We start from the raw sequence: 22,292 nt of genomic DNA, 5'->3' as shown, positions 1-22,292 counted from the left end.
GAATCGCGAACAGGCCCTAATGACCCTATTTTCAATGGTATGATTATCTATTTATAGCCGATAAATAAATGGATTGCCTGTATATTGAGGATAGAGGTTTCAAGCTTGTTGTTATTTGAAGTATATTGGCCATATAAGCTTTACACTGAAAAGGACTAACAGGGGAGTTTATGCGCAGTATATACCATCACGTTGACTACCGTTCCATGCCGCCAACATCGCGCTTTGGCTTTTTTTCTCGGCCACTGCACAATGAAGCCTGTTATACGGCAGAAGAACTGCAATTCAGAATAAGGGTATTATCCGCCAGGGCTGTTTCAGGCCTGGATCCCGAGCTATTGGAAACCGCTAACAGTTGGTTTCTGCCGCAGTTGGATGCTGCCTTGGAGAATGTTAACCAGAACTCGTGGATTTTTTACCCAGAATATAAACCTAAACAAGAGCTAACTGAAGATAACTTCCATATTGATTTAATCAATAATGAACGATTAAGCTGGCAGGAGCTAAGTACTCTAACGCGGGTGATTGGGGATTATTTAATTCTCCGTAACCGTCATTTATCTGCATCTCACCTGAATCAGCCGATAAATTATGTCCTGCTTGATGTGGTTCGGATGGTAAAGCATCTCTCCATGATTGAAAATGCAGAGTATGTGGGAAAACAATTGCAATTATTGCAAAATTACTTAAGAGCGGTAGAGATATTCACCCCCCCTACGGTTGGCAGTGACCGTCTTTTCCTGGCAGATTGCAGAATGGCTATTGAAAAGCATCAACAGGCAATAGAGCATAAAATTGATTCTCAACAGTTAAAAGTAAGAATTCTACGGGTAAAGCAGCAATTAAACCATGTGGCTGAATTAAGGCACACGGTTCTTCATTTTGCCTTGGCAGACAAGTTAGTCAACCCACATCCCTATTGGGAAAAATTTGCCTCAGAGCAACAATCAGAGTCCAGGTCAGATTTTCCTACTTTGGCTGCCAAAGCCTGCGGCAGGCTAAGTGTGAGTGATGTGGTGCAGGCTAAAAGCGGTAAATTTGCAACGCTTGAATTATCCGCTGAAATTTTAGCCACCTGCGAGCAATTTAAATTTGTCGATCAATTACCTGAGGAGGTACGAACTGCTTATAGCAATAGTCTTGTGGATTTACAGGAAATACTAAGTTTTCAGGAAATTCTTGAGCAATTAGTACAGTTGTTTGAACAGGCTGGTGAGGTTTTTACTTTAATTCAATTCCGTGAGCAAATGCTTCAATTGCTAAAAAGCATTGAAGGATTTATTCATCATTCACAGCAAAACGTGATTGAAGTATTAGAAGCCAATGCCCGGCGTTATCATCAATCTATCCAGGACAAACAGGATTTACGCTGGTGGGAAAAGCTGCTTACAAACAAGCAAGTGCAAATTGACAACTTTATCATTAATCAGGATAACCTCGCTCGTTTTAAGGCGACGCCAGCAGACTTGCATCTGGCTGGTAAGGAGCTGTTGCAACAAATCAATCAGGTGACTACTCATTTATCACAACAAGTCAATGAGGCCAGACAACTGGCATTAGTCAGTGCCACACAGGAGTTGGTGCAGCAGTTAATGGACTCGATGCATGCCTGGATTGGTCGCCAGCATCAGTTTAAAGGATTAGCGATACCAGAGCCGATACTCTTGGAGATTTCTGATGAGCCTGTTAAGGAGAGCAGAAATCTTCATGAGGAGGTTGATGATTTTACCCGGAGAGCTACTCCTGTTAGTCAACTGGCACCCTCTCTGCAGTTTTGGTCTTCTTCTTCGTTAACCAGCGCGCCTGAAATGCCAAGCGCCTTGCCTTCCGGGCATTGCAATACTTCTTCATCAAGGTTGCATGCTGTAGATGATTCGGCTGCTACAGCCAATGGGGGTCTGATGTTAGGGTTGGTGATTATGTTGCCGTTGGCCATATTGGCACTTAAGCTTTTATATGATGCCTGGCATAAACCGGATACAGCGACGGAGGATAAGGATGATAATGATCAGAAAAAATTTGAGGCGTTGCAAATTCAGGTAGCCGATCTGCTTAGTATTGCCAATAGCCAGGCAAACGATTTGCAGGATAAATATTGGCAAGATAGCGTTGCTTTTATTGCTGAAGAGCTGCAAGCATTGCAAAAAGCGGCTGAGAACGGGCAATACAATACAAAGGCAATGGAAGCACTTTTTTCTGAGCTTGAAACCTTATTTAGAGATATGCTGACTCAGAAATTAGCAGGGCGCAAGTTCCGCAGCACTAGGCCCACTGATAACCCTTTACGTTTGTAGCCAGCGTGATTGGTTTGGTGTATTCTTTCAATCGGGCACCATATTCCTTAATGTGATGATCGTTGATTTCCAAAATCATGCTAACGTCCGGAAGGGAGTGGCCTGTAATTGATGTTATCATTCTTGTATTTTCATCTGATAATTGCCCGATTCTTTTAGGTTTCTGGAAATATTCCTTTAATTGTTTCATCTGTTCTCGGTTAGTGGTTATCAGAGCGCATTGGCCAGTCAATTTATTGTAGTAGAAAAATCCTGCATCTGTCAGAAAGTATTGGGATTGCTTGTAACCCTGCAGCACTTCCTTATTGGGGCACTCCGATATCTTAGAGAGGCCACATCGATCAGTACTAATCTCTTTTTTCATGGTATTAATAATCAGCGTTAGTAAAATAGTGTTTAAAGAATTTTCTTCGTTTCCACCATCGGAAAAAATCAGGGCCAGCAATTTCTCATTTGAATGAGCAGGAGATGCCTGCAGAAGTTTTTTTATTTCAGGCCCTCTTGTTTTGCGGATAAACCAATTAAAGCCGTAGGGTTCATACTGAGCTAATGCTTGAAGGATTATTTTTTTTAGTGGTTCTCTTTCCAGTTTGCTTGCCCAAAGAAACAGTATGTTGCTAAATTCATTCAGTTTGGTTTTGGAATGAACATGCTTAAATTGTAGTTCATTGCGTGCGAACTCCTGGGCTTTCTTGGCATAGTTAGCACAATTAAAATAATTACGTTCCACAGCATAGGAAACGCTCAGTAAATTTTGATTCTCTTGAGCCTTCGTGCTATCCAGCATCAGGGGAATTAATTTGCTGATCAATAAAGTATTCAAAGAGGTGCTTTCTGTATTGCCTTCACTAAAAATGGCAGCCAGGCGGTTGGTGTTATCATCAGTCGTTTTCTTTAAGTAACTTACAATTACTTCAGCACGGTATCTTTTGGCTGTAAAATTCCATGAACTTGGTTCATAACAGTTTTTGATGGTATCAAGGATAAGATCATTAAGCGCACCAGATTCCAATGTATTTGCCCAATCAAATAAAGCTTGCAGGCAGGCATTAACAATTTCTATATCCGTATGATTACGAGCCAGTAGGGTAGTATATTCTCGTTCTGCGTTTTTACTTAAGACGACATCCTTTGATATTAGGTGGCGTCTAAAATGGAAACCCAAGTATAATTCTTGTAATCTGGTAATATAGGTGTTAAAGCTTTCTTCCCAACTGGTTCCCTTCAAAGAATCCAGGATATCAACCTCGGCATTACGGATTAATTCTGATATTTTGTGGCAGAAAGCTTGGCTATGTTCTGAGCTAAGATTCTCTAATTTGACCTCCCAGTACGCTTTATCACTGCTTTCGAGCTCGGAAATGAATTCCTCCAAGGCAATCAGTGCTTGTTTTAACCTGTTATCTTCTTCACAATCCACATGTTCTGATTCAATAATCGGTTTTTGCTCCCCCAAGATCTGCCAGGAATCGATACTTGAACTCTCTTCAAGATCCAGGGATTCTCTAAAAGCTAAGGGAGGCAAGGGATTGGAGCGCAATTCGTTAGCCAGTTCTCGTGCCAATATCTTGATTTCCGCTATAATAAAGGTAATTGTAGGCTTATGGGAGTCACGCCATATTTTATGATAGCTTTTTTCCATGTATTCTAACTTGTAGCGCCCTTCAGGGGCTACTGCGTAAGCATCGGGTGCTCTTCTGGTTGAATGTTCGTCGGCTATCAGCGCTTGGGATTGATAAGCAGACCAGCTTTCTTCCATTCTTTTATTTTGATTGGTTGCCCAGTCAATTATTTTACGGTAGGCAGATGGTTTGTTACGTAAAAAGCGGCTAAAACCAACCACAGAAATACCCCAGTCATTTTTTTTGCACCCTGGATAATAGGTTGCCGAATTGTATAACTCTCTATATTCTTGTTCAAAAATTGCCATGATGTGGTTAATGAAGGGTTCGGAGTTGGTTTGCTCATTAAATAAATGCGGGTATTTTTCTGCTAATTTTTTATGCTTTTCTTCTTCCAGAGAGAGGTAATCAAGAGGCAATTCCTCGCCGGTATAGTCTTTTAATCGCTGATAAAGCATTTTGGGATCATGGGTAAGCAGTTCTTTTAGCAAGGCGGAAAAAAATTGCTCCTGAAAGGAAATTTCTTCTTCATCGGTTATCAGTGTCTGATTTGCAGCCAGGTCTTGAAATGCTTTATAGGATTGGAACGCTTTAAAAACATTAAAATTTCCTGGTACACTTTTGGTAGGAAAGTGGGTTATTCCCTCGATGTTAGGGAAATTATCCAATGCTTTGGAAGTCAGTTTCATGTCTTTTTCAGGAAGCCGTTTGGTTATACCATCTACCAAACGTTCTCCTTTTATAATGCAGGTGTAATGATATAAGGCCATGTCCCAATCGATTAAGCCAAAAAGGCTAAAGTTGCCTGGGTGCCGATCATCGCATTTATAACGCCAGGCAGCGACTAGTAATTCTGCAACATTATATAGAAGCAAGGTTTCTACCGAGGGGCAAACCTCCTCTTTTATCTTTTCATCAGAGGGTAGTGATTGATAATAGCTGGCAAGCGGTTTATAGTTTGCTAGACTAACGGAAACTGTCCCTTTAATTTCCCCACGGTCATTAAAAACCAGTCTGTCTTCAGCAGCGCGATCACCCAATGAAAGACGAATGGCAACACTGATGGCAACGGCATATTTTGCTAACAGGGGAGGGTAAGTGGGGTCTAGAGGCTTAAAAAAGCCACTCTTGGTTTTGCCATCAGTATCTTCAAATTCGACCCTTAAAACGTCATGGCCTGATTTGTCTACCGCATCGCCGGCAGTTATGAATTTTAATTGGCCATAACGTAAGGCCTTCAATGGCATTGGCATGGCTCATCCTTAATTTTCCGTTGCTACAGAATATTCATATTAAGCAGAAATTGTCGCTTTGTTCAATAGTATTATTAAAAGCAATGTTGCTTTGACAAATAATAGATTGTCGAACCGGTGATCAATTTTGTTGTTTAAACAACCTACCTTTTAAAATTGTTTTTTAATGATTAATGTGATAGATACTGTCGAGCGGTGTTATTGTCGGGTTACTCCCCTGAGGTTTGGATTTATGCAATTTAACGTGATTGGTGCAGGCCGTTTAGGTAAAAACCTTGCCTTGGCTATTGCAGGCAGGCAGCTTGCTAACTTAATTGCAATATGCAATAAGAGCCTTACAAGTGCCGTAAATGCGGTTTCTGCAATTGGCTCAGGCACTGCTGTTGCACAATTAAACGCCTTGCCACCCACTGATTTGACGTTTATTACTCCTCCCGATGATTTGATTTCTCCAATTGTCCGCCAGTTGGCTGAAGGAAAAACTATCCGGCCTGGCAGTATTGTTGTTCACTGTAGTGGGGTTTTAAGTTCTGAGGAACTACAGCCATTGAAAGGACAAGGTTGCTTGATTGCAAGCCTCCACCCACTAAAAGCCTTTGCAAAAGGTTATCTCGATAACCAGGCTTTTAAGAATTGCGATTGTATTGTTGAAGGGGATGAGGAGGCTATTGCGGTGCTTTCTTCAATTTTTGACCCTCTGGGTGCCATGATTATTCCCATAAAGGCAGAAAAAAAAGCAGGTTATCATGCGGCAGCGGTATTTTCTTCCAACTACCTGGTGACATTGGCCTCTGTTTCTGTTGAGTTATTGCTTAATGCAGGCATTGATGGGAGGGTAGCGCAACAAATGGCAGTGCGACTAATGAAAAGCAGCCTTGCCAATGTTGAACAGGCATCAACAGTAAGCAAGGCATTGACCGGGCCATTGGCTCGAGGCGATATTGATACAATTAAAAAACATTTGGATGCCATTGACAGTCCTGCAATCAATACACTGTATCGAGCTGCAGCAGTTGCAACCTTATCACTTACCGGACTCGATAATGAAAGGAAAACAGTACTGCATTCCCTTTTGCTTGAAAAGGAAAGCTAATTAAATATCGGGCGTGATTTATAAAGTGCAGTTTTTCCTTGAAAGAATCAGCCTGGATGGAGCGTTTTTGTTTATTATCAAGCTACTCCTCTATATTTCTACATCCCGTGACTTGTTCACGGGATTCATAAATCTTCGAATAGCACTGGATTCCGCGGATAAACCGTGGAACGTAGAAGTCAAGAATTTTTTCATGCGTAGGCCCTGAATAAAGTGGCAATAAGTCTGGATCTCTATAGAAGACTATGTTAAGCTCAAGATTCAAATGTGGCCATTTCTTTAAAGGCTGTCACTTCAACTACTCAAATTGCTTTATCTCTAGTCGCCTTGGGTTATGCTAAACTGAGTATTGATACTGGCAAACTTAGGGAATTGCCTCTAGGCAGCAGCTTCCCAAGCTGTCCTTCCATTTAAATTTATCCCGGAAAATTTCAATTCGTTTAACTAACACATCAAGTGAGAAGTATGAATCTTAGTGAACTTAAGCAATTACCCATTGCCGATCTTGTAAATATCGCACAGGAAATGGGGGCTGAAAATACCTCCCGTATGCGTAAACAGGATATTCTTTTTGCCATCCTTAAAGCCCATTCCCATAAAGGTGAAGATATCCTTGGTGGCGGGGTTTTAGAAGTATTATCAGACGGTTTTGGCTTTTTACGCTCAGAAGATGGTTCTTACCAGGCAGGCCCGGATGATATCTATGTCTCTCCCAGCCAAATAAGACGGTTTGGCTTGCGTACCGGAGATACCATAACAGGAAAAATCAGACCGCCTAAAGATAATGAGCGTTATTTTGCTTTATTAAAGGTAGATGAGATTAATTATGATTCTCCTGACAGTGCCAAGCGAAAAATCCTGTTTGAAAACCTGACACCTTTATTTGCTACCGAACGTTTGATCATGGAGCAGGGCAATGGCAGTACAGAAGATTTGACTGCCCGGGTGGTTGATTTGTGCGCTCCGTTTGGTCGAGGACAGCGCGGTCTTATTGTTTCACCTCCCAAAGCAGGTAAGACATTAATGCTGCAAAATATTGCTCATTCCATTGAGAAGAACTATCCGGATTGCTATCTGATAGTTTTGTTGATTGACGAACGCCCTGAAGAGGTGACGGAAATGCAGCGCTCAGTAAAGGGCGAGGTTGTTGCCAGTACTTTTGATGAGCCTGCCAACCGCCATGTGCAGGTTGCTGAAATGGTCATCGAAAAGGCGAAACGTTTGGTTGAGCACAAGCGTGATGTTGTCGTTTTACTCGACTCTATTACCCGTCTTGCCCGTGCCTACAATACAGTGGTCCCTTCCTCCGGAAAAGTTCTGACCGGAGGGGTGGATGCTAACGCACTGCAAAGACCCAAGCGCCTTTATGGTGCGGCAAGGAATATTGAAGAAGGTGGCAGTTTGACCATCATCGCAACTGCGTTGGTTGATACGGGTTCTAAAATGGATGAGGTAATCTATGAAGAATTCAAGGGAACCGGTAATATGGAAATCCACTTAAGCCGCAATATTGCTGAACGCCGTGTATTTCCAGCGATTAATATCAATCGCTCTGGTACTCGCCGTGAAGATCTGCTGCTTACTCCTGAAGAACTGCAGCGTACCTGGATTTTACGCAAAATCCTGCAATCGATGGACGAATGCGATGCGATTGAGTTTTTACTTGAGCGGATGAAAAATCATAAGACCAATGCTGAGTTTTTTGAGGCGATGAAGCGCCAAGAGTAAAATTAGCAGCACACCTTCGTTATAGACGATTAGTAACGGTTTAAAGGTTGCGATTAACCGGTAGTAATCATGGTAGCCCGGATGGAGCGCCAGCGAAATCCGGGGACATGCGTTTATTATCAAGCTCCGATCCTGGATAATGTTAGGATTTTTGAATTAACTCCGATCATGACATTAACCTCGGAAGTTCCCTGGAATAGCGGCTCCTTTCTGCCGGACAAAAAACGAGTATAAAAGAAATAACTCGCTGATTTAAAATAAATTTTATATGGTCGGCTTCAACAGTGCATGCCCTATTTGATTTAAGCGATGACAGGATGTTATGAAGAAATATATTGTTCGGTTATTTACTGAAGAGCGTCAACTATTGGGAGAAGCAGTAAAGAAGCTAAAGGGAGGGTCTTAAAAATCAATGCGCACAGATTTTATTAAAAGCAGATGGTCCAAACTGGAGCGATGAAAAAATTGCAGAAGCTTATGGGTGCCAAGTAAGGGCGATTGAAAATGTGCGTAAGCGGTTGACAGAGGGTGAGCTATTACCTATCTCTTAAAAAATTGTCCGGCACAAAGCGGATTTCACAGGGTGATTTCAAGTATTCTCGGTCGCGTTAATTAAATATTAATCTTTAATATCTATAATTAAGTTATTTTTCAGCAATGGAATATTTAACTCATGAAACTTAGAGAAATAACAGAAAGTAGTTGGTTATATTGCGATAATGAACATGCAGCAGAACACTCTAATTATAAGCTGCACGCTGCATTGCCCATCACAAATTTTGACACGCATCAGGCGCGTATTTATCAATTACTAAAAAAAGCCGTTGAAGATGGGTTAATACCAGGATTTAAAATTTTAAATATTGGTGACAGTTCAGAGCTTGAAAAGGCCATTGGTGGGAAAGAAATCACTATTGATAAAGACCCGCGCTCCAGACTATTTAATAATCCTTTCACTATTTATCTCTATGAAGGTTTTGATTCTGAGCTCATTGCTAGTTTAATCAAACAGTTAGAGAGTGTAACAAGTGATGTTCCTGCTTGCACCAGGGAGCATTTGAGTGTTGCTGATTTAGATTTAACGGATCATATTACTTTTCGCCAAGAGAAACTGAATGGCGAATATATAAAAATTGCAGGCGCTGGTTCAGATAACTTACAAGCACTCAAAAAAGAAGGTGAACGCTCATCAGAATATCAAGCGCTAAGCAAGGCTTGCCAACAATATAAACAAGCTAATCAAAAGAATGGTGCAGCAACAGAAAAGGAAGAGAAAGAAAAGCAAAAAGAAAACCTTATCAGAGGTTTTTATAATGCTAACTATAATTATTTTGATACTGCACTGCAATCTGAGGAAATCAACAAGCAGTTTCAAGCCGCCTGTGATTTATTAAAAATTGATTTCAAACATTTATCTGAGAAAAAAACAGAAGGAGAATGGTTAGCCATTATAAAGGCGAAATATCGGCAAGCAGTACTTCTTTATCATCCTGATAAAATAACTGAGACTCGTTTTTCTGATAGTAAAGAAAAAGCTCAGCGTATTTTTGAGCATGTGCAAATAGCGTTTAAAATATTGGAAGACATAGCTAAAAATCCAACTGTTCTGGATAAAAAGAAAATTCTCGAGCAACAGAATTATTTACCGCAGTATCAGTATGAACTAAGAGATGGATTTGTGGATGATCCTTATTTCTATAGAGGTATGGCAGAAACCTCGGCCGTATATTTCGTTATACAAAACTGGGAGTTTGAACAAGCTGCAGAAAGATTAACGGTGGCAACTAATGCGTCTAACCAAACCTCTGTTCAACTCTATAAACCGCAGTTAAAAGTCTTTAAACCACATCAGCGGGAAGCAAAACCAATGCCTGGTTACATGGCATTTTACCATCTTTTTATGGCTAACGCATTGCCAAGGCGTTTTGATCAAGGTCATTTTCGGATGATTTTCCCTTATGACGATAAACCATTTAATTCAGCCCAAACATGGTTGGTTAAAAAAGTGTTAACTACACCTGAATTTATTGGTTTTATGGATTCCTCTGATGTAATTGCCTTAGCTATTAAAGCAACCAAGCAAGGAATCTTAAATATAGGCATTACTGATACGGATGTCTTTATTTATTATTACAACCATTATCCGGAAATATTATATGGTCGGCGAATAGAAAAATGGATTAAAGGAGATGAGTTTGACTCAAAAAGAGCTAGTGAAGCTATTTTAGCTCAGCCCCAGAATCTAAGTGCTTTATATGACACAGCGATGGCTGAATTAACGAAGATTAGTCCCGAGATACGTGAATATATTTTAAGCAACAAAGAACTCACCGCAAAGCTGCCTATCTATTATTTAAATTACCAGCTTTTATGGCCATTTTTCAAAACGAAAGAATCGGTTAAAGAACTCCATGAAATACAAGATATCAAGCATGTAGCAATTAGACAGCTTTTGTTCGGGAATACCAGTTTTTTACCTTTTTTTTCACGCGAAACCCTTGAGCAGTTGAAAGTATTTATTCGCGATAATAAAAAGTATTTACCTGTCTGGTTAATTGATGAAATCGAAATGGAAGTCGAACAGCGCGACGGAAGAAAAGATATTGTTAAAGCCTCAGACAGTCAAATTCAATTTTGGAATGGTTATGAGAACCCTGTTCAAGCGCGACATTTTATCAAGAAAACCTTTATTACAGTAAATCCACAAGTTACTTTTTTATTGAATAAAGAAGCTTTACTTTGGTTGGCGTCAGAACCTGAAACACATTGGTCAGGTTATTTGCCTATTGCGGAGGCTTTACTGGCACTAGGTGAAGATAAGTTAGCTGAAAGATATCTCTTACGTTTAGCAAACGAGTTGGAACTAGAAAATAAAGATGCCAAAACATTCTGCCAGGAAATTAAAGAACATAAGGAAAAGATAGATGCTATTAATCAAGCATGGAAACAAAATACGATTAATGACTTAGTAGAAGAGTATCGAAAAATTATTTTTGCAGAGAAAGAAGGTGATCAAGATGCTATCCTCGATAGATTATGTCTCTTTAATGCTGGAGATAAAGTAACCAATATTAAAAGTGAGTATGTCACATCACTTAAAAATCAATTCTACGACTTAGTAGATAGATTAAAGTCAGGTGAAAAAACTGAAGAGCTAAAGCAAGCCTTTATAAGTTTAAGAGGGTTATATGCCCGCTATTTAGGAGCGAATAATTTTTCATATGGATGGAATTCTTTTGTTGAAAAAGATAGGGATGGTCGTTGGCTAATAGGCGGTGAAATTTTCACGCTTATGTATCAGGTTTTGGGTGTAGAGGATAACAATGCTATCCTCTGGGGAAGAGAACATGAGAATGTTCGCAAAGAAGGCTATGGTGTAAAACAGGAGGCTGATCTTTTTAGCAATTTAGAACAGCTTTATTATGTTTATGAATGTTTGAGCTCACCCGAAAAATTTTATGAAGTACTTCAGAGACATACATCAGAAAAGCAAACTCAACGTTTTGTTAGCCAGACTTCCTTCAACAGAGAATTAATCGCAGAACACCTATTGGCATTTGCTGATAACGAATTAGCTGTATTTGCAAAAGGTCATCGTGAAGCGGCAAATTACAAAACACATCGTTTTGTTGATAGCCAAAACATCAAAGAATTTTCTCAATTACGTTTACTCTATAAACAGTTGGGACAGGAAAAACATTTAGAGGACTATTTACCTAATGTTTATCAACAAATTATGGAGTCTGAGAAAAGGTATCGGAACTATTCGACCGGAGGAGCTAATTACGGCAGTTATAAACCTGATTCTAATCGACCTCTTATCAGGTACATTGCTATTAGACGCTTTTATAAAGCAACACATCCCCAATTAGAAGAACTAGCAGTTCAACATCAACTTTATTTGCTGATAGGGCAGTTAAACATGCCTTACCGTTATGGGCGTGATAATGGATTAAATAGGCATGAGAAAAAACTGGTTGCGTTATGGAATAAGATTGAGAAAACCTATGAACAAAATGAATCGGTAATTGATGAGAACCTAATTAGTGCTAAAACGCGAGAATTGCTTAGGTTGCTTGCAGATTTTCTGGAGAATTATTCAGATAATACTACTTATAATTCTCTGCTTGAAAAGTTACATGGTGATCCCATTTTAAAAGATTATTTTGGACTGACGGAGCTGGATATAAAAGCGGTAACTACTAAAAAAACAGCGAAACATTTAGCCAGTACCATAAAAAAAGGTGAACATGTGATACATTTGCCACCTTCTGCTACTGTTCCATTATTGGAACCTAAAACACATGTACCTTCCGCTACCCAACATTCAATACAACCAGATAACAATATCCCCATTAAGCATGATGATTTAGAAGGCATAAGCAACACTAAAGAAGGCTTTTCTGATGTAGATACAATACAAGGCGCTGTAGAAGCTTATATCGCTTATCATGAACAAAAGCGTTCGGAAGGTCGAGGTGTCCGAGGTATAACAAGGTTTAGCCATTTCCATCATGGCAGTAGTGGTATAAGCCGCACTAAGGAATTACTTGAGTTTATCCAAAAAGAAAAGCCGCAGCATGATGATTCTAATGAAGTAAAAGAGCAATTTTTAATGAAATTAAGTGAAAAATTAAATAAAGCCTGCAAGGCGTCAAGTACAACCTATCATTCTCTTAATAATTATCTTAATCAGGCATTTGGTGATTCTGGTAAGACGATTGAGGAGAAAGTCGAAGCTTCAATTCAGAATAAATCAGCTGTAGAAAAATTCAGAAGATGACTCGTCGTATTTGATGGTTTGTGATGCATTGACAATGGCCATTTTGGCAGAGAAAGCCCAAGCAGACCTTATTGTGCATCCCGATAGAGGCTCACAATATGCCAGCAAACAATATTCTGACACTCTCAATCAACATGGCCTTGTGGGCAGCATGAGCAAAAAGGCGACTGCTGGGACAATAGCTTTAGTCGCTTGAAAGATGAATTAGTTCATTGGCGTAATTATCAAACCAGACGAGAGGCAAAACAGGATATCTTGGATTACATTACTATGAGGTACTGGGGGTTAATGAAAAAAGTGGCTTAATTGGGGTGTGCAAATTTGCTTGACGACATCACCTTAGGTCCGAGCTATAATTAATTACCGCCAACCACAATTTTAATCGCCTCTGAATTTAAAGGCTTATTTTCTGATAAGCTTCGCCTGTGTCATAATCAGCTGATTATTTTTTTGAAAATCTATTATGAAATATGCTGACTTACGCGATTTTATTAGCCAATTGGAAACCCGTGGATTACTTAAGCGCATTACTTATCCTGTTTCGCCTTACCTGGAGATGACTGCAGTCAGTGATAAGGTGTTGAGAACCGGCGGGCCTGCATTGCTGTTTACAAATCCCAAGGATAAGGAAATTCCTGTACTGAGTAATTTATTTGGCACAGTCGAACGTGTAGCCCTTGGCATGGGGGAGGAAACAATCACTGCCTTACGTGAGGTAGGTAAACTGCTAGCCGCTTTAAAGGAGCCTGAACCTCCTAAGGGTTTTAAGGATGCATTGACTAAATTGCCACTTCTGAAACAAGCGCTTAATATGGCGCCAAAGTATGTAAGTAGTGCAGCCTGCCAAACCCATGTTTTTGAAAAAGACGAAGTCGATTTAACACGCTTGCCAATCCAGACTTGTTGGCCAAATGATGCGGCCCCGCTGATTACCTGGGGGTTGGTGACTACCAAAGGGCCTTATCAAACGCGAGAAAACATAGGGATTTATCGCCAGCAATTACTGAGCAAGAACAAGCTTATTATGCGTTGGCTCTCCCACCGGGGAGGGGCATTGGATTATCAGGCATGGCAAGAAGCTTATCCTGGCGAGCGATTTCCAATTGCAGTCACTTTGGGTGCAGACCCAGCCACGTTATTGGCAGCGGTTACCCCGGTTCCCGATAGTTTATCAGAGTACGCTTTTGCAGGACTGCTTCGGGGACAAAGAACCCCCCTTGTTGCTTGCCTGGGTAGTGATCTGCATGTACCTGCCAGCGCCGAAATTATCCTTGAAGGTTATCTTGAGCCTGGAGTTGAAGCGCCGGAAGGACCTTTTGGCGATCATACTGGCTATTATAATGAAGTCCAGTCATTCCCTGTATTTACGGTTGAACGGCTTACCCATCGGGATAAGCCAATCTATCATAGTACCTATACCGGGCGCCCTCCAGATGAGCCTGCCATTTTAGGTCTCGCTTTAAATGAGGTTTTCATACCCTTGTTACAAAAGCAGTTCCCGGAAATTGTTGACTTTTATTTGCCGCCTGAGGGTTGCTCTTATCGTTTGGCGGTTGTAACTATCAAGAAACAATACCCTGGCCATGCCAAGCGCATCTTAATGGCAGTCTGGTCTTTCTTGCGGCAATTCATGTATACCAAATTTGTTATTGTCTGTGACGATGATATTGATGCCCGTAACTGGCAGGATGTGATTTGGGCTATTACTACACGCATGGATCCGCTTCGTGATACCCTGATGATTGATAATACGCCGATAGATTATCTTGATTTTGCTTCACCTGTTGCAGGATTAGGTTCAAAGATGGGAATGGATGCTACCAGTAAATGGCCAGGTGAAACGCAACGCGAATGGGGAAAGGCGATTGTAATGGATAAAGAAATAGTAGATCGTGTGGAAGGGTATTGGTCGCAATTGGGATTGAATGATGACTAAATCGATGAAGGCAAAGATAGAACATGTCTCCCCTCTTACCGATAGCATTTTACAGGTTGTGCTAAAGCCTGAAAAATACGTTGATTATCAAGCAGGCCAATATTTACAGCTCCTTTCTTCAGATGCGGAGTTAAGCTATTCTATTGCCAATGCCCCTCTGGGTTCTCAGACCTATGAACTTCATATACGCCATAGTCAGGATAACAGAAGTAATCAGCGATTACTTGCCGATATTAAAAAGCATGGCGAGATAACAATCCGGGTTCCTCTGGGTGACTGCCACCTTGACAGGCTTCGCGCGCATAAACCGATTTTATTTATTGCCGGAGGTACTGGTTTTGCGCCTGTCAAAGCGATGATAGAACAGTTATTGGCTGATGGTGAAAAACGTCCTTTTGAACTATTCTGGGGCGCCCGTTCACAAAGTGATCTCTATATGGATGAAAAAGTAAGGCAATGGCAGGCTCATGTTGAGCATTTTCGTTATTTTTCCTTGTTGTCCAATGCCAGCAAGGAAACGCTGGCCTCAATAATTCTTGATCACCATCAGCATGATCTTAAAGATTGGCAGGTTGTTATTGCCGGGCCTTTTGACATGGTTTATGCCATAAGGGATATACTGGTTACCCATAGCCTGCCGACAGCGCAATTATTTTCCGATGCATTTAGTTTTGAACAACAGGGGGGATAACTATGGATACCTTATATCAGGTACTTGGATTGATTGGCGCAGGGCTTATTGTTTGGATTTTGTATCGCAGCATTAAAGGCAGGCCAGAGCAATTTAGCCGAGAAAATCTTGGCAAGAGTTTCTCCACGATGGGGTTTTTGGCATTAATCCTGATAGCCTTTATTGCCTTTCTGGTGTTTATGTTGCGTCATACCTGAGGTTTTCCATAAATTATTAATGATGCTTTGTATTGGTTTGGTATTTGCCCTGTCGCTCATGGAGATAATGTTTAATTTGAGGGTTGTTGATATTTTGACTGCTGCAGTCCCTCTTTAGTAAACATTCTTCAACATAAGTCATTTGACTGCTCTCATCAACCAGCAGCCGATACCAGGGGTTTCGGTTGGCGAATTCGCGTTTAATGGCCTGTGGGTTGTAGCGGCCAGAGGCTTGGAAAAAGGGATCTACATCAATGATTACCGCGCGATAACCCTGCTTTGTATGAATAACGCGTTCACCGATATTGAATTTTGCTGTTTTATTCATCACTTTCTCCTGGTTTTGGCCAGTTGTTTGCGTTTTTCCTTTGATATCGGTTAGCCTTGACAAATCTTGAATAGAGTTAATGGTTATGAATGAAGACCTGTTTCGATATAAATCATATTTTCTAACCTGTGCCCTGCTTTTTAGTTATGCTTTTATCCACACAAAGCTTACTGGTGTCTTTATCGATACTGATCTAAAGGAGTTGATTAATTTTTCAGCACGAATGCCCTTTGGACAGCGTATGCTGGCTTCTGGTGTAGCCCATCTGCTGTCTTATGTCTTACCGTTTGAGGTTGAGGAGTTATTTTTTGTTACCGAAGTGCTGTTTATCAGTTTATTCTATTTTGCTTTAACACGATTGCTTGGTGAAGAATTTAATAGACGTCAGTCAACACTCTTAAGCTGGCTGTTTATATTACTTTTACCAATAGTAACGGTGATTAATTATCGTTTTACCACCGATGGTGAGGCCACTTTTTTTTACCCTTATGATAGTGCTTCACTTTTTTTTATGGCGGCTGGACTTTTATTTTGCATACGCTCGCAATGGCTTTACTTTATTCTATGGCTGGTTCCAGCAACGTTTAACCGTGAGAGCAGCGTACTGCTTGTCTTAATGATCCCTGCTTTGCATTGGCAAACCCTGCGTGCGGCTGTTAAGCCGATGCTTCTTTCCATGGTAGTTTATATTCTGACAAGGCTGTTAATCTTTGCAATTATCCATCATCTTCAACTTTCAGGGCAGGCGCTCGAATGGTATTTCCGCGCCTCTCCCCAAACTTTCTTTGAAGCCAATTTATCCTGGTTGCTGAATGGCCAGCATATTTTTTTGTTCTTATTTTGTTTCGCTGGCTTTCCGTTATTCTGGTTTGTTTTTTATGATTATATTCCTGTAAGGTATCGGCCATTGCGTTATGTCGTGTTAAGTTATTTCCTTGGCTTGCTGTTGGTTGGAAATTTTACCGAGTCACGCATATTTACTGAAATAATTGTGCTGTTGTATCTGCCGGTTTGCCTGGCTGTCAGCCGCTGGATGCTTGCTCAAAAGCCTTTTTTTCCTCCCGCTGTCAATTTACTTTATTATGTTAATCGTTATGCCGTTATAGCAATATTGATTTTGGTTGTACTCCTAAGGAGGATCATTAACCCTTTTGTTATCTTGTTATCGAATTACTTTTAGGAGCCGTGCGATTGTTAACAGCCCTTTGTGGCTGGTTTAGCTGTTTTTATCATGGCTAAAATAAGCCCTGCTTCATAGAGCAGGCAAAGCGGTATAGCCAGCATGATTTGAGAAAATACATCAGGGGGCGTTAGCAGCATGCCAATGACAAAGGCTCCGACAATGACGTAAGGCCTTACTTTTTTTAATACACTCACCTCTACCCATCCTATCTTTACCAGTGTAAAGCAGACCAGGGGAACCTGGAAGCAAAGACCAAATAATAATACCATGCGAGTAATAAAATCTAATGCATAACTGATATCGGGGAGCAGCCTGACCCCTGATGGGGTAGCCCTGACAAAAAGATGAAAGGCAAAAGGTAATACAAGGTAGAAACAAAAGAGCATCCCCAACAGAAAAAGCAGCATGCTGATCGTGATTGCCATGCGTAGATTATAGCGCTCATAGTGATATAATCCTGGTGCAATAAATCGCCATAATTGAAGAAGGGCAAAGGGGGCTGTACAAAGCATGGCTGCATTGGCTGCCAGTTTAACTGGTGTTAATACAGGTGCTGTAATCTGTGTGGCAATCAGTGAGTCCTCAGGGTTTAATGCCTTTAACAAAGGGATTACTAACACATGGAACAATTCATTAGCGAAGAAGAAAGCCAGCAGGAAGAAAAGAGCAAAGCAAATGAATATATGCAAAGCGCGTTGACGAAATTCCAATAAATAAGCCAGCATTATTTGCCCCTCATTTTAACTTATTTGAAAATTATTCCCATAAAATGCCCAGATGATGTAAGCCATGTCCTGTCTAAAAATCATTAATCAGCATGGCTATCGATTTAATGTTGAAATACTACAGTAAATGGCAGATGGCAACATCAGACTAACCCAAATAAGCGTTAATTTGGTATAATTTTTCTTTGTTTTTTTTGGTAAGCATAGTGAAACATCATCCCCGCAAACGTTTTGGTCAGAATTTTTTACAAGATGAACATCTTATTGATAAGATTTTGACGGTTTTAAATCCCCGGGAAGAGGATAAGGTGATTGAAATTGGTCCGGGATTGGGGGCTTTGACAATCCCTTTATTGAAGCGATTAAGACGCCTTGTCGCTATTGAAATTGATAAAGACTTACATCGTCATTTGCAGGCCATTTCAGCATCGGAGAAATTGGATTTGGTTGCCGCAGATGCGTTAACAATTGATTTCAGCCAATGGGGCAAGCATCTGCGGATAATTGGTAATTTGCCATATAATATCTCCACGCCGCTATTGTTTCATCTGCTTGGCTATGCAGGTTTTATTCAAGACATGCATTTTATGCTGCAGAAAGAAGTTGTATTGCGTCTTAATGCCCAACCCGGCACAAAGGCCTACGGCCGCTTGAGCGTGATGATCCAATATTTCTGTGAGGTGGATTATTTATTTGATGTGCCGCCTGAGGCTTTTTATCCCAGGCCGCAGGTTGATTCGGCAATTGTGCGGTTAACCCCTTACCAGGTGTCGCCTTATCCGGAAGTGGAGGTTGGCGTGTTGGAACGCTTACTGGCACAAGCGTTTTCTATGCGGCGCAAGACATTGGCGAATAATTTAAAACCCCTGCTCAGTGCAGCACAACTTACTGATTTAGGTATTGACCCTGGTTCGCGACCTGAGCAGATTGCTGTAAAAGACTATGTGAGGATAGCGAAATTTATAGCCAATTAGTGTAAAATTAACAATGTATTGTCTGGTTTCTGGAGGTGGGTTTTGTTTCATCGTCATGGGAAAAAAACAAAAGCTTCAAATGCTAAGGCGCTTAGTGCTCTGACACGAGTGGTGCAAGCTTCTAATTTGTTGGCAGAGGATAAGCGGGCTACCTTATTACAACAGATTAAAGATTCTTGTGCTTTGGAAGAGGGGCGCTTAGGTAGTCTATGTATAAGTCTTATTCATAATTTTGTCAATCATTGTCAAAGTTTACCTGAAACATCAAATAGTTTTTATTCCCAACAAGGTGGTTTTTTAGATCATGCGCTAAATCGTACGGAGGCTGCTCTTGCTCTGTTTAAAGGTTATCTGCTGCGAGAGAACCAGGATCAAATATCGGAAGAACAGAAGTTATGGCAATATGCTTTATTCTCTGCTGCAATTCTGCAGGGAATAGGTAAGTTACAAACGGATTTTGACATTGAACTGTATGATAGTCACGGTCATTTTTTAAAAAAATGGAACCCTTTATTGGAAAATCTGGCATCAAACGCCAGTCATTACCGTTATGAGTTTCTCAAGGAATCTGATGAAGGATTTCGCCATCGCCTGAATTTACTTCTTGCTCGTTTGCTAATGCCGACGAGTGGTTTTGCCTGGATTGCTTCAAACTCGCAAGTATTGGCTGTCTGGCTTGCTCTGTTGAATGAAGACAATTATGCTGCCGGAACCCTTGGAGCAATTTTAATTCACGCGGATGCGATTGCTATTCAACGATACTTTAATCAAATGATGGTCAGGGGTTACGGTTCGCGTGGTAGCCGCTACGGCCGAGTGAGTACATTTGCAGGTGGTGTGCCTGAATCAGTTGCCGAGATAGAACAGCAGGTCGGTGTAGAATTTATTCAGTGGATTGGCAAATCATTGAATGAGGGGCGTATTATGATTAATAAGGCACCTTTATTCATGGTACCTGGTGGTTTACTAATGTCAGTGGAGATGTTCAGGCTGTTTGTCCGAGAACATCCCGAATATAAAAATTGGCAAGCTGTGCAAAATGGTTTCTTATCTTTAGGATTGCATCGGACTGCAGCGGATGGTAACCCTTCTGCACGTTTTGAGCAGGCAAGCAATCAGCAAATGCATAGCGGGATTGTTTTTTCTAATTATCCAGTCGCTTTGCCGGCACAGGTTTCAGTACATCATTTAGGTACTGGTAAGATAAGCACAATGTCTACTACAGAACTTATTTATCAAGCTCAATCCAATAATAACTTTATACCACAACAACAGCAGCATTCTGCTGATGCGTTGCCTCATTTAAATTCTTCAGGCCAATGGCAAGCAGTCTCCAGCTCTACATTACAATCTAGTTTAAAACCAGGGATGATTAATAGTGTCTGATTATGCAATAGGTGATGTGCAGGGTTGTTATGAGCCGTTACAACGGTTGCTGGAGCATATTGATTTTGATGAGAAGCGTGATCGGTTATGGTTTGTTGGTGACTTGGTAAATCGTGGCCCCCAGTCATTGGAGGTGCTGCGGTTTGTTAAAAATTTGCCACTTACTCCGCGAATTACCTTGGGAAACCATGATTTACATCTATTAAATAAACTTTTTGCTGCTCATCCTAAAGAGAATCAGGATGATAGCTTGCAGTTAATATTAGCGGCAGATGATCGGGAAGAACTGGGACATTGGCTAAGGAAACAGGCTATTTTAATTCATGATGATGCTTTAAATATCCTGATCTGTCATGCGGGCATTGCTCCTGTCTGGGATCTGGCTCAGGCAAAGCACCTGGCTCATGAGCTGGAAATGGTTTTAGCCGGCAACGATTATCAGCATTTCTTGACGCAGATGTATGGTAATCAACCGGATTGCTGGTCGGATGATTTGCTGGGCATCGAAAGACTGCGTGTTATCACAAATTATTTTACCCGTATGCGCTTTTGTGATGCGAACGGTTGTTTACTTTTAGGCTATAAAGGGACTATCAAGGAGGCGCCTGTGAATCATCTTCCCTGGTACGCTGTGCCTCAACGTAAGCCCATTGATGTGGATGTTGTTTTTGGTCATTGGGCTGCTCTGGAAGGACGAGTGCCAGATCCTAAACTTTATCCTATTGATACTGGCTGTTTATGGGGCGGAACGTTGACTGCTCTTCGCCTGCAAGATAGGCGCCGTTTTTCAGTTCCGGGACTTAGTTACTGTTGATTTCCACCGTTTAATCGAAAAACCAAGGGCTAAATTAAGCATTTTCGAATTTTTTTCATCCTTAATGAATGGTTTTAATCCATATGGTATACTCGTTTGGCCATACATATAATAACCAAGGAGACCTAGATGAAGCTAGCGAAATTTGCCTTATTCTCGATGGTAGTTAGCGGGAGCTTGGCTGCACAGGATGTAAAAATAGTTGGCACAATTAGCAAAACTGCCAAAATACCTGCCGCACAGGTATCAAGGATAAACGCACCTCAGTCAACGGCTGATGTTATTAAGCAAATAAAATTTTTAAATATTCAATTACCTGCGAAAGCCAAACAAGCTCTTGCTGATAAGGCCAAGAATGCGCTTGCTCATACCAAACAGTTTGCCCTGGATGCTTCTGCGTTAACCAGAAAATACCCTGCAAAAGTTGAATTAGGAATGAATAATGTGCCGGTACTGGATCAGGGGATGCATGGTACTTGCGTGACCTTTGCCAACACTGCAGCAATTGATGCCGCATTAAATAAGGGCGATTATATTAGTCAGCTCTGCCAATTAGAACTCGGTCGTTATCTTGAGAATAATGGTTATGCTGCAAGTGGTTGGGATGGTAGCTGGGGGCGAACTGTTTTAAATCAGATGGAGCTTTTTGGTATTGTTAATAAAGAACAACAGGCTGAACAGAATTGTGGGGGGATAAGCAACTATCCAGCCGATGAAAGAGAGACTCCAGATGCACAAATGACGCCTGAAGAGTATCGTCAGCTCAGTGAAAACATGGGTGAAGAGGTCTTATGGTCGCCTGTTTTAGATGTCTATCAGGCACTTTCTGAGCGTGTGGATACCAATAAGACTATTAATGAGATAAAAGCGGCTCTCAATTCTGGTGACCGCCTGACTTTTGGGGTCCTGTTACTGGATTTTGACTTAGGTTTTATGGGCGCTGTCGGCAGTAATAAGAGTACCTTTGATACCTGGGTATTAACCCCGGAAATCGCCAGAGACGTTTACTTAAGACCAGAGTTTGGTGGCCATGAGATGATCATTACAGGCTATGATGACAATGCTGTTGCCATCGATGATCAAGGTCGCGAGCATCGTGGATTGCTGACTCTGCGCAATTCATGGGGAAATCAGGTGGGTGATCGAGGCAATTTTTACATGTCTTATGATTACTTCAAATTATTGGTTCTTGAAGTGCAACGTATCCGCGGTATGGAAAATATGGTGCAAGCTTAGGTATTGATTAAACTTTTTTCTGAAACCGATAAACTCCTCCGATTAATTA

The 22,292-nt window shown here is 41.0% G+C and carries 15 protein-coding genes and 1 pseudogene; 13 read left to right on the top strand and 3 right to left on the bottom strand.

Going from position 1 to position 22,292, the window contains the following annotated elements; all coding sequences use genetic code 11:
* Positions 1-170 precede the first annotated feature (170 nt).
* A complete protein-coding gene (locus E1O65_RS01970) occupies positions 171-2,294 on the top strand; it encodes a hypothetical protein (protein ID WP_133131921.1) in 2,124 nt (707 codons plus the stop codon).
* Here E1O65_RS01970 and E1O65_RS01965 read toward each other — a convergent pair.
* Positions 2,263-5,169: a hypothetical protein gene (locus tag E1O65_RS01965; protein ID WP_133131920.1), complete on the bottom strand. Its 2,907-nt coding sequence runs from the start codon at positions 5,167-5,169 to the stop codon at positions 2,263-2,265. The two genes, E1O65_RS01970 and E1O65_RS01965, sit on opposite strands and share 32 nt — an antisense overlap.
* 232 nt (positions 5,170-5,401) lie before the next feature.
* Here E1O65_RS01965 and E1O65_RS01960 point away from each other — a divergent pair, with 232 nt between their 5' ends.
* The 7 genes and pseudogenes from E1O65_RS01960 to E1O65_RS01925 all read left to right on the top strand — a co-directional run bounded on the left by E1O65_RS01960 (position 5,402) and on the right by E1O65_RS01925 (position 15,597).
* A complete protein-coding gene (locus E1O65_RS01960; RefSeq protein WP_133131919.1) occupies positions 5,402-6,262 on the top strand; it encodes a Rossmann-like and DUF2520 domain-containing protein in 861 nt (286 codons plus the stop codon).
* A 465-nt stretch (positions 6,263-6,727) separates the two neighbouring features.
* A complete protein-coding gene (gene rho, locus E1O65_RS01955) occupies positions 6,728-7,990 on the top strand; it encodes a transcription termination factor Rho (protein WP_133131918.1) in 1,263 nt (420 codons plus the stop codon).
* A gap of 673 nt (positions 7,991-8,663) precedes the next feature.
* A complete protein-coding gene (locus E1O65_RS01945) occupies positions 8,664-12,773 on the top strand; it encodes a J domain-containing protein (RefSeq protein ID WP_133131917.1) in 4,110 nt (1,369 codons plus the stop codon).
* Positions 12,774-12,786: 13 nt separating this feature from the next.
* Positions 12,787-13,046: pseudogene (locus tag E1O65_RS01940) on the top strand (IS3 family transposase); the annotation flags it as partial.
* 190 nt (positions 13,047-13,236) lie between these two features.
* Entirely contained in the window at positions 13,237-14,709 is a 1,473-nt protein-coding gene (ubiD, locus tag E1O65_RS01935; protein WP_133131916.1) for a 4-hydroxy-3-polyprenylbenzoate decarboxylase, read from the top strand.
* Entirely contained in the window at positions 14,699-15,400 is a 702-nt protein-coding gene (locus E1O65_RS01930) for an NAD(P)H-flavin reductase (protein ID WP_133131915.1), read from the top strand. The genes ubiD and E1O65_RS01930 overlap by 11 nt, the downstream gene beginning before the upstream one ends.
* Before the next feature lie 2 nt (positions 15,401-15,402).
* Positions 15,403-15,597, top strand: a complete 195-nt coding sequence (locus E1O65_RS01925) for a hypothetical protein (protein ID WP_133131914.1) — start codon at positions 15,403-15,405, stop codon at positions 15,595-15,597.
* A 16-nt stretch (positions 15,598-15,613) separates the two neighbouring features.
* Here the strand turns inward: E1O65_RS01925 and hspQ are convergent, their stop codons facing one another.
* Entirely contained in the window at positions 15,614-15,925 is a 312-nt protein-coding gene (gene hspQ / locus E1O65_RS01920) for a heat shock protein HspQ (protein WP_133131913.1), read from the bottom strand.
* A gap of 85 nt (positions 15,926-16,010) precedes the next feature.
* Here hspQ and E1O65_RS01915 point away from each other — a divergent pair, with 85 nt between their 5' ends.
* A complete protein-coding gene (locus tag E1O65_RS01915) occupies positions 16,011-17,105 on the top strand; it encodes a hypothetical protein (RefSeq protein WP_133131912.1) in 1,095 nt (364 codons plus the stop codon).
* Between the two features lie 14 nt (positions 17,106-17,119).
* Here the strand turns inward: E1O65_RS01915 and tatC are convergent, their stop codons facing one another.
* Positions 17,120-17,833, bottom strand: a complete 714-nt coding sequence (tatC, locus tag E1O65_RS01910; protein ID WP_133131911.1) for a twin-arginine translocase subunit TatC — start codon at positions 17,831-17,833, stop codon at positions 17,120-17,122.
* Between the two features lie 206 nt (positions 17,834-18,039).
* Here tatC and rsmA point away from each other — a divergent pair, with 206 nt between their 5' ends.
* The 4 genes from rsmA (at position 18,040) to E1O65_RS01890 (ending at position 22,243) form a co-directional block, all read left to right on the top strand.
* A complete protein-coding gene (gene rsmA / locus E1O65_RS01905; RefSeq protein ID WP_133131910.1) occupies positions 18,040-18,807 on the top strand; it encodes a 16S rRNA (adenine(1518)-N(6)/adenine(1519)-N(6))-dimethyltransferase RsmA in 768 nt (255 codons plus the stop codon).
* A gap of 42 nt (positions 18,808-18,849) precedes the next feature.
* Complete coding sequence (locus tag E1O65_RS01900) at positions 18,850-20,193, top strand: TraI domain-containing protein (protein WP_133131909.1); 1,344 nt, start codon at positions 18,850-18,852, stop codon at positions 20,191-20,193.
* Positions 20,186-21,007 carry a symmetrical bis(5'-nucleosyl)-tetraphosphatase gene (locus E1O65_RS01895; protein WP_133131908.1) on the top strand — a complete coding sequence of 274 codons (822 nt, stop codon included), beginning with the start codon at positions 20,186-20,188 and terminating at the stop codon, positions 21,005-21,007. The genes E1O65_RS01900 and E1O65_RS01895 overlap by 8 nt, the downstream gene beginning before the upstream one ends.
* 129 nt (positions 21,008-21,136) lie before the next feature.
* Positions 21,137-22,243 (top strand): C1 family peptidase, encoded by a 1,107-nt coding sequence (locus E1O65_RS01890; RefSeq protein ID WP_133131907.1) that lies wholly within the window; start codon positions 21,137-21,139, stop codon positions 22,241-22,243.
* Positions 22,244-22,292: the final 49 nt, after the last annotated feature.

The sequence above is a fragment of the Legionella sp. W10-070 genome (genome assembly GCF_900640175.1).
Lineage (GTDB): Bacteria > Pseudomonadota > Gammaproteobacteria > Legionellales > Legionellaceae > Tatlockia.
The sequence above is the reverse complement of the archived record's forward strand: the minus strand, read 5'-3'. Positions and strand labels throughout refer to the sequence as shown.

Bases quoted from the DNA above. Each gene is read 5' to 3' on its own strand.
- E1O65_RS01970 (WP_133131921.1), top strand. From the start codon at position 171: ATGCGCAGTATATACCATCACGTTGACTACCGTTCCATGCCGCCAACA.
- E1O65_RS01965 (WP_133131920.1), bottom strand. From the start codon at position 5,169: ATGCCAATGCCATTGAAGGCCTTACGTTATGGCCAATTAAAATTCATA.
- E1O65_RS01960 (WP_133131919.1), top strand. From the start codon at position 5,402: ATGCAATTTAACGTGATTGGTGCAGGCCGTTTAGGTAAAAACCTTGCC.
- rho (WP_133131918.1), top strand. From the start codon at position 6,728: ATGAATCTTAGTGAACTTAAGCAATTACCCATTGCCGATCTTGTAAAT.
- E1O65_RS01945 (WP_133131917.1), top strand. From the start codon at position 8,664: ATGAAACTTAGAGAAATAACAGAAAGTAGTTGGTTATATTGCGATAAT.
- ubiD (WP_133131916.1), top strand. From the start codon at position 13,237: ATGAAATATGCTGACTTACGCGATTTTATTAGCCAATTGGAAACCCGT.
- E1O65_RS01930 (WP_133131915.1), top strand. From the start codon at position 14,699: ATGATGACTAAATCGATGAAGGCAAAGATAGAACATGTCTCCCCTCTT.
- E1O65_RS01925 (WP_133131914.1), top strand. From the start codon at position 15,403: ATGGATACCTTATATCAGGTACTTGGATTGATTGGCGCAGGGCTTATT.
- hspQ (WP_133131913.1), bottom strand. From the start codon at position 15,925: ATGAATAAAACAGCAAAATTCAATATCGGTGAACGCGTTATTCATACA.
- E1O65_RS01915 (WP_133131912.1), top strand. From the start codon at position 16,011: ATGAATGAAGACCTGTTTCGATATAAATCATATTTTCTAACCTGTGCC.
- tatC (WP_133131911.1), bottom strand. From the start codon at position 17,833: ATGCTGGCTTATTTATTGGAATTTCGTCAACGCGCTTTGCATATATTC.
- E1O65_RS01890 (WP_133131907.1), top strand. From the start codon at position 21,137: ATGAAGCTAGCGAAATTTGCCTTATTCTCGATGGTAGTTAGCGGGAGC.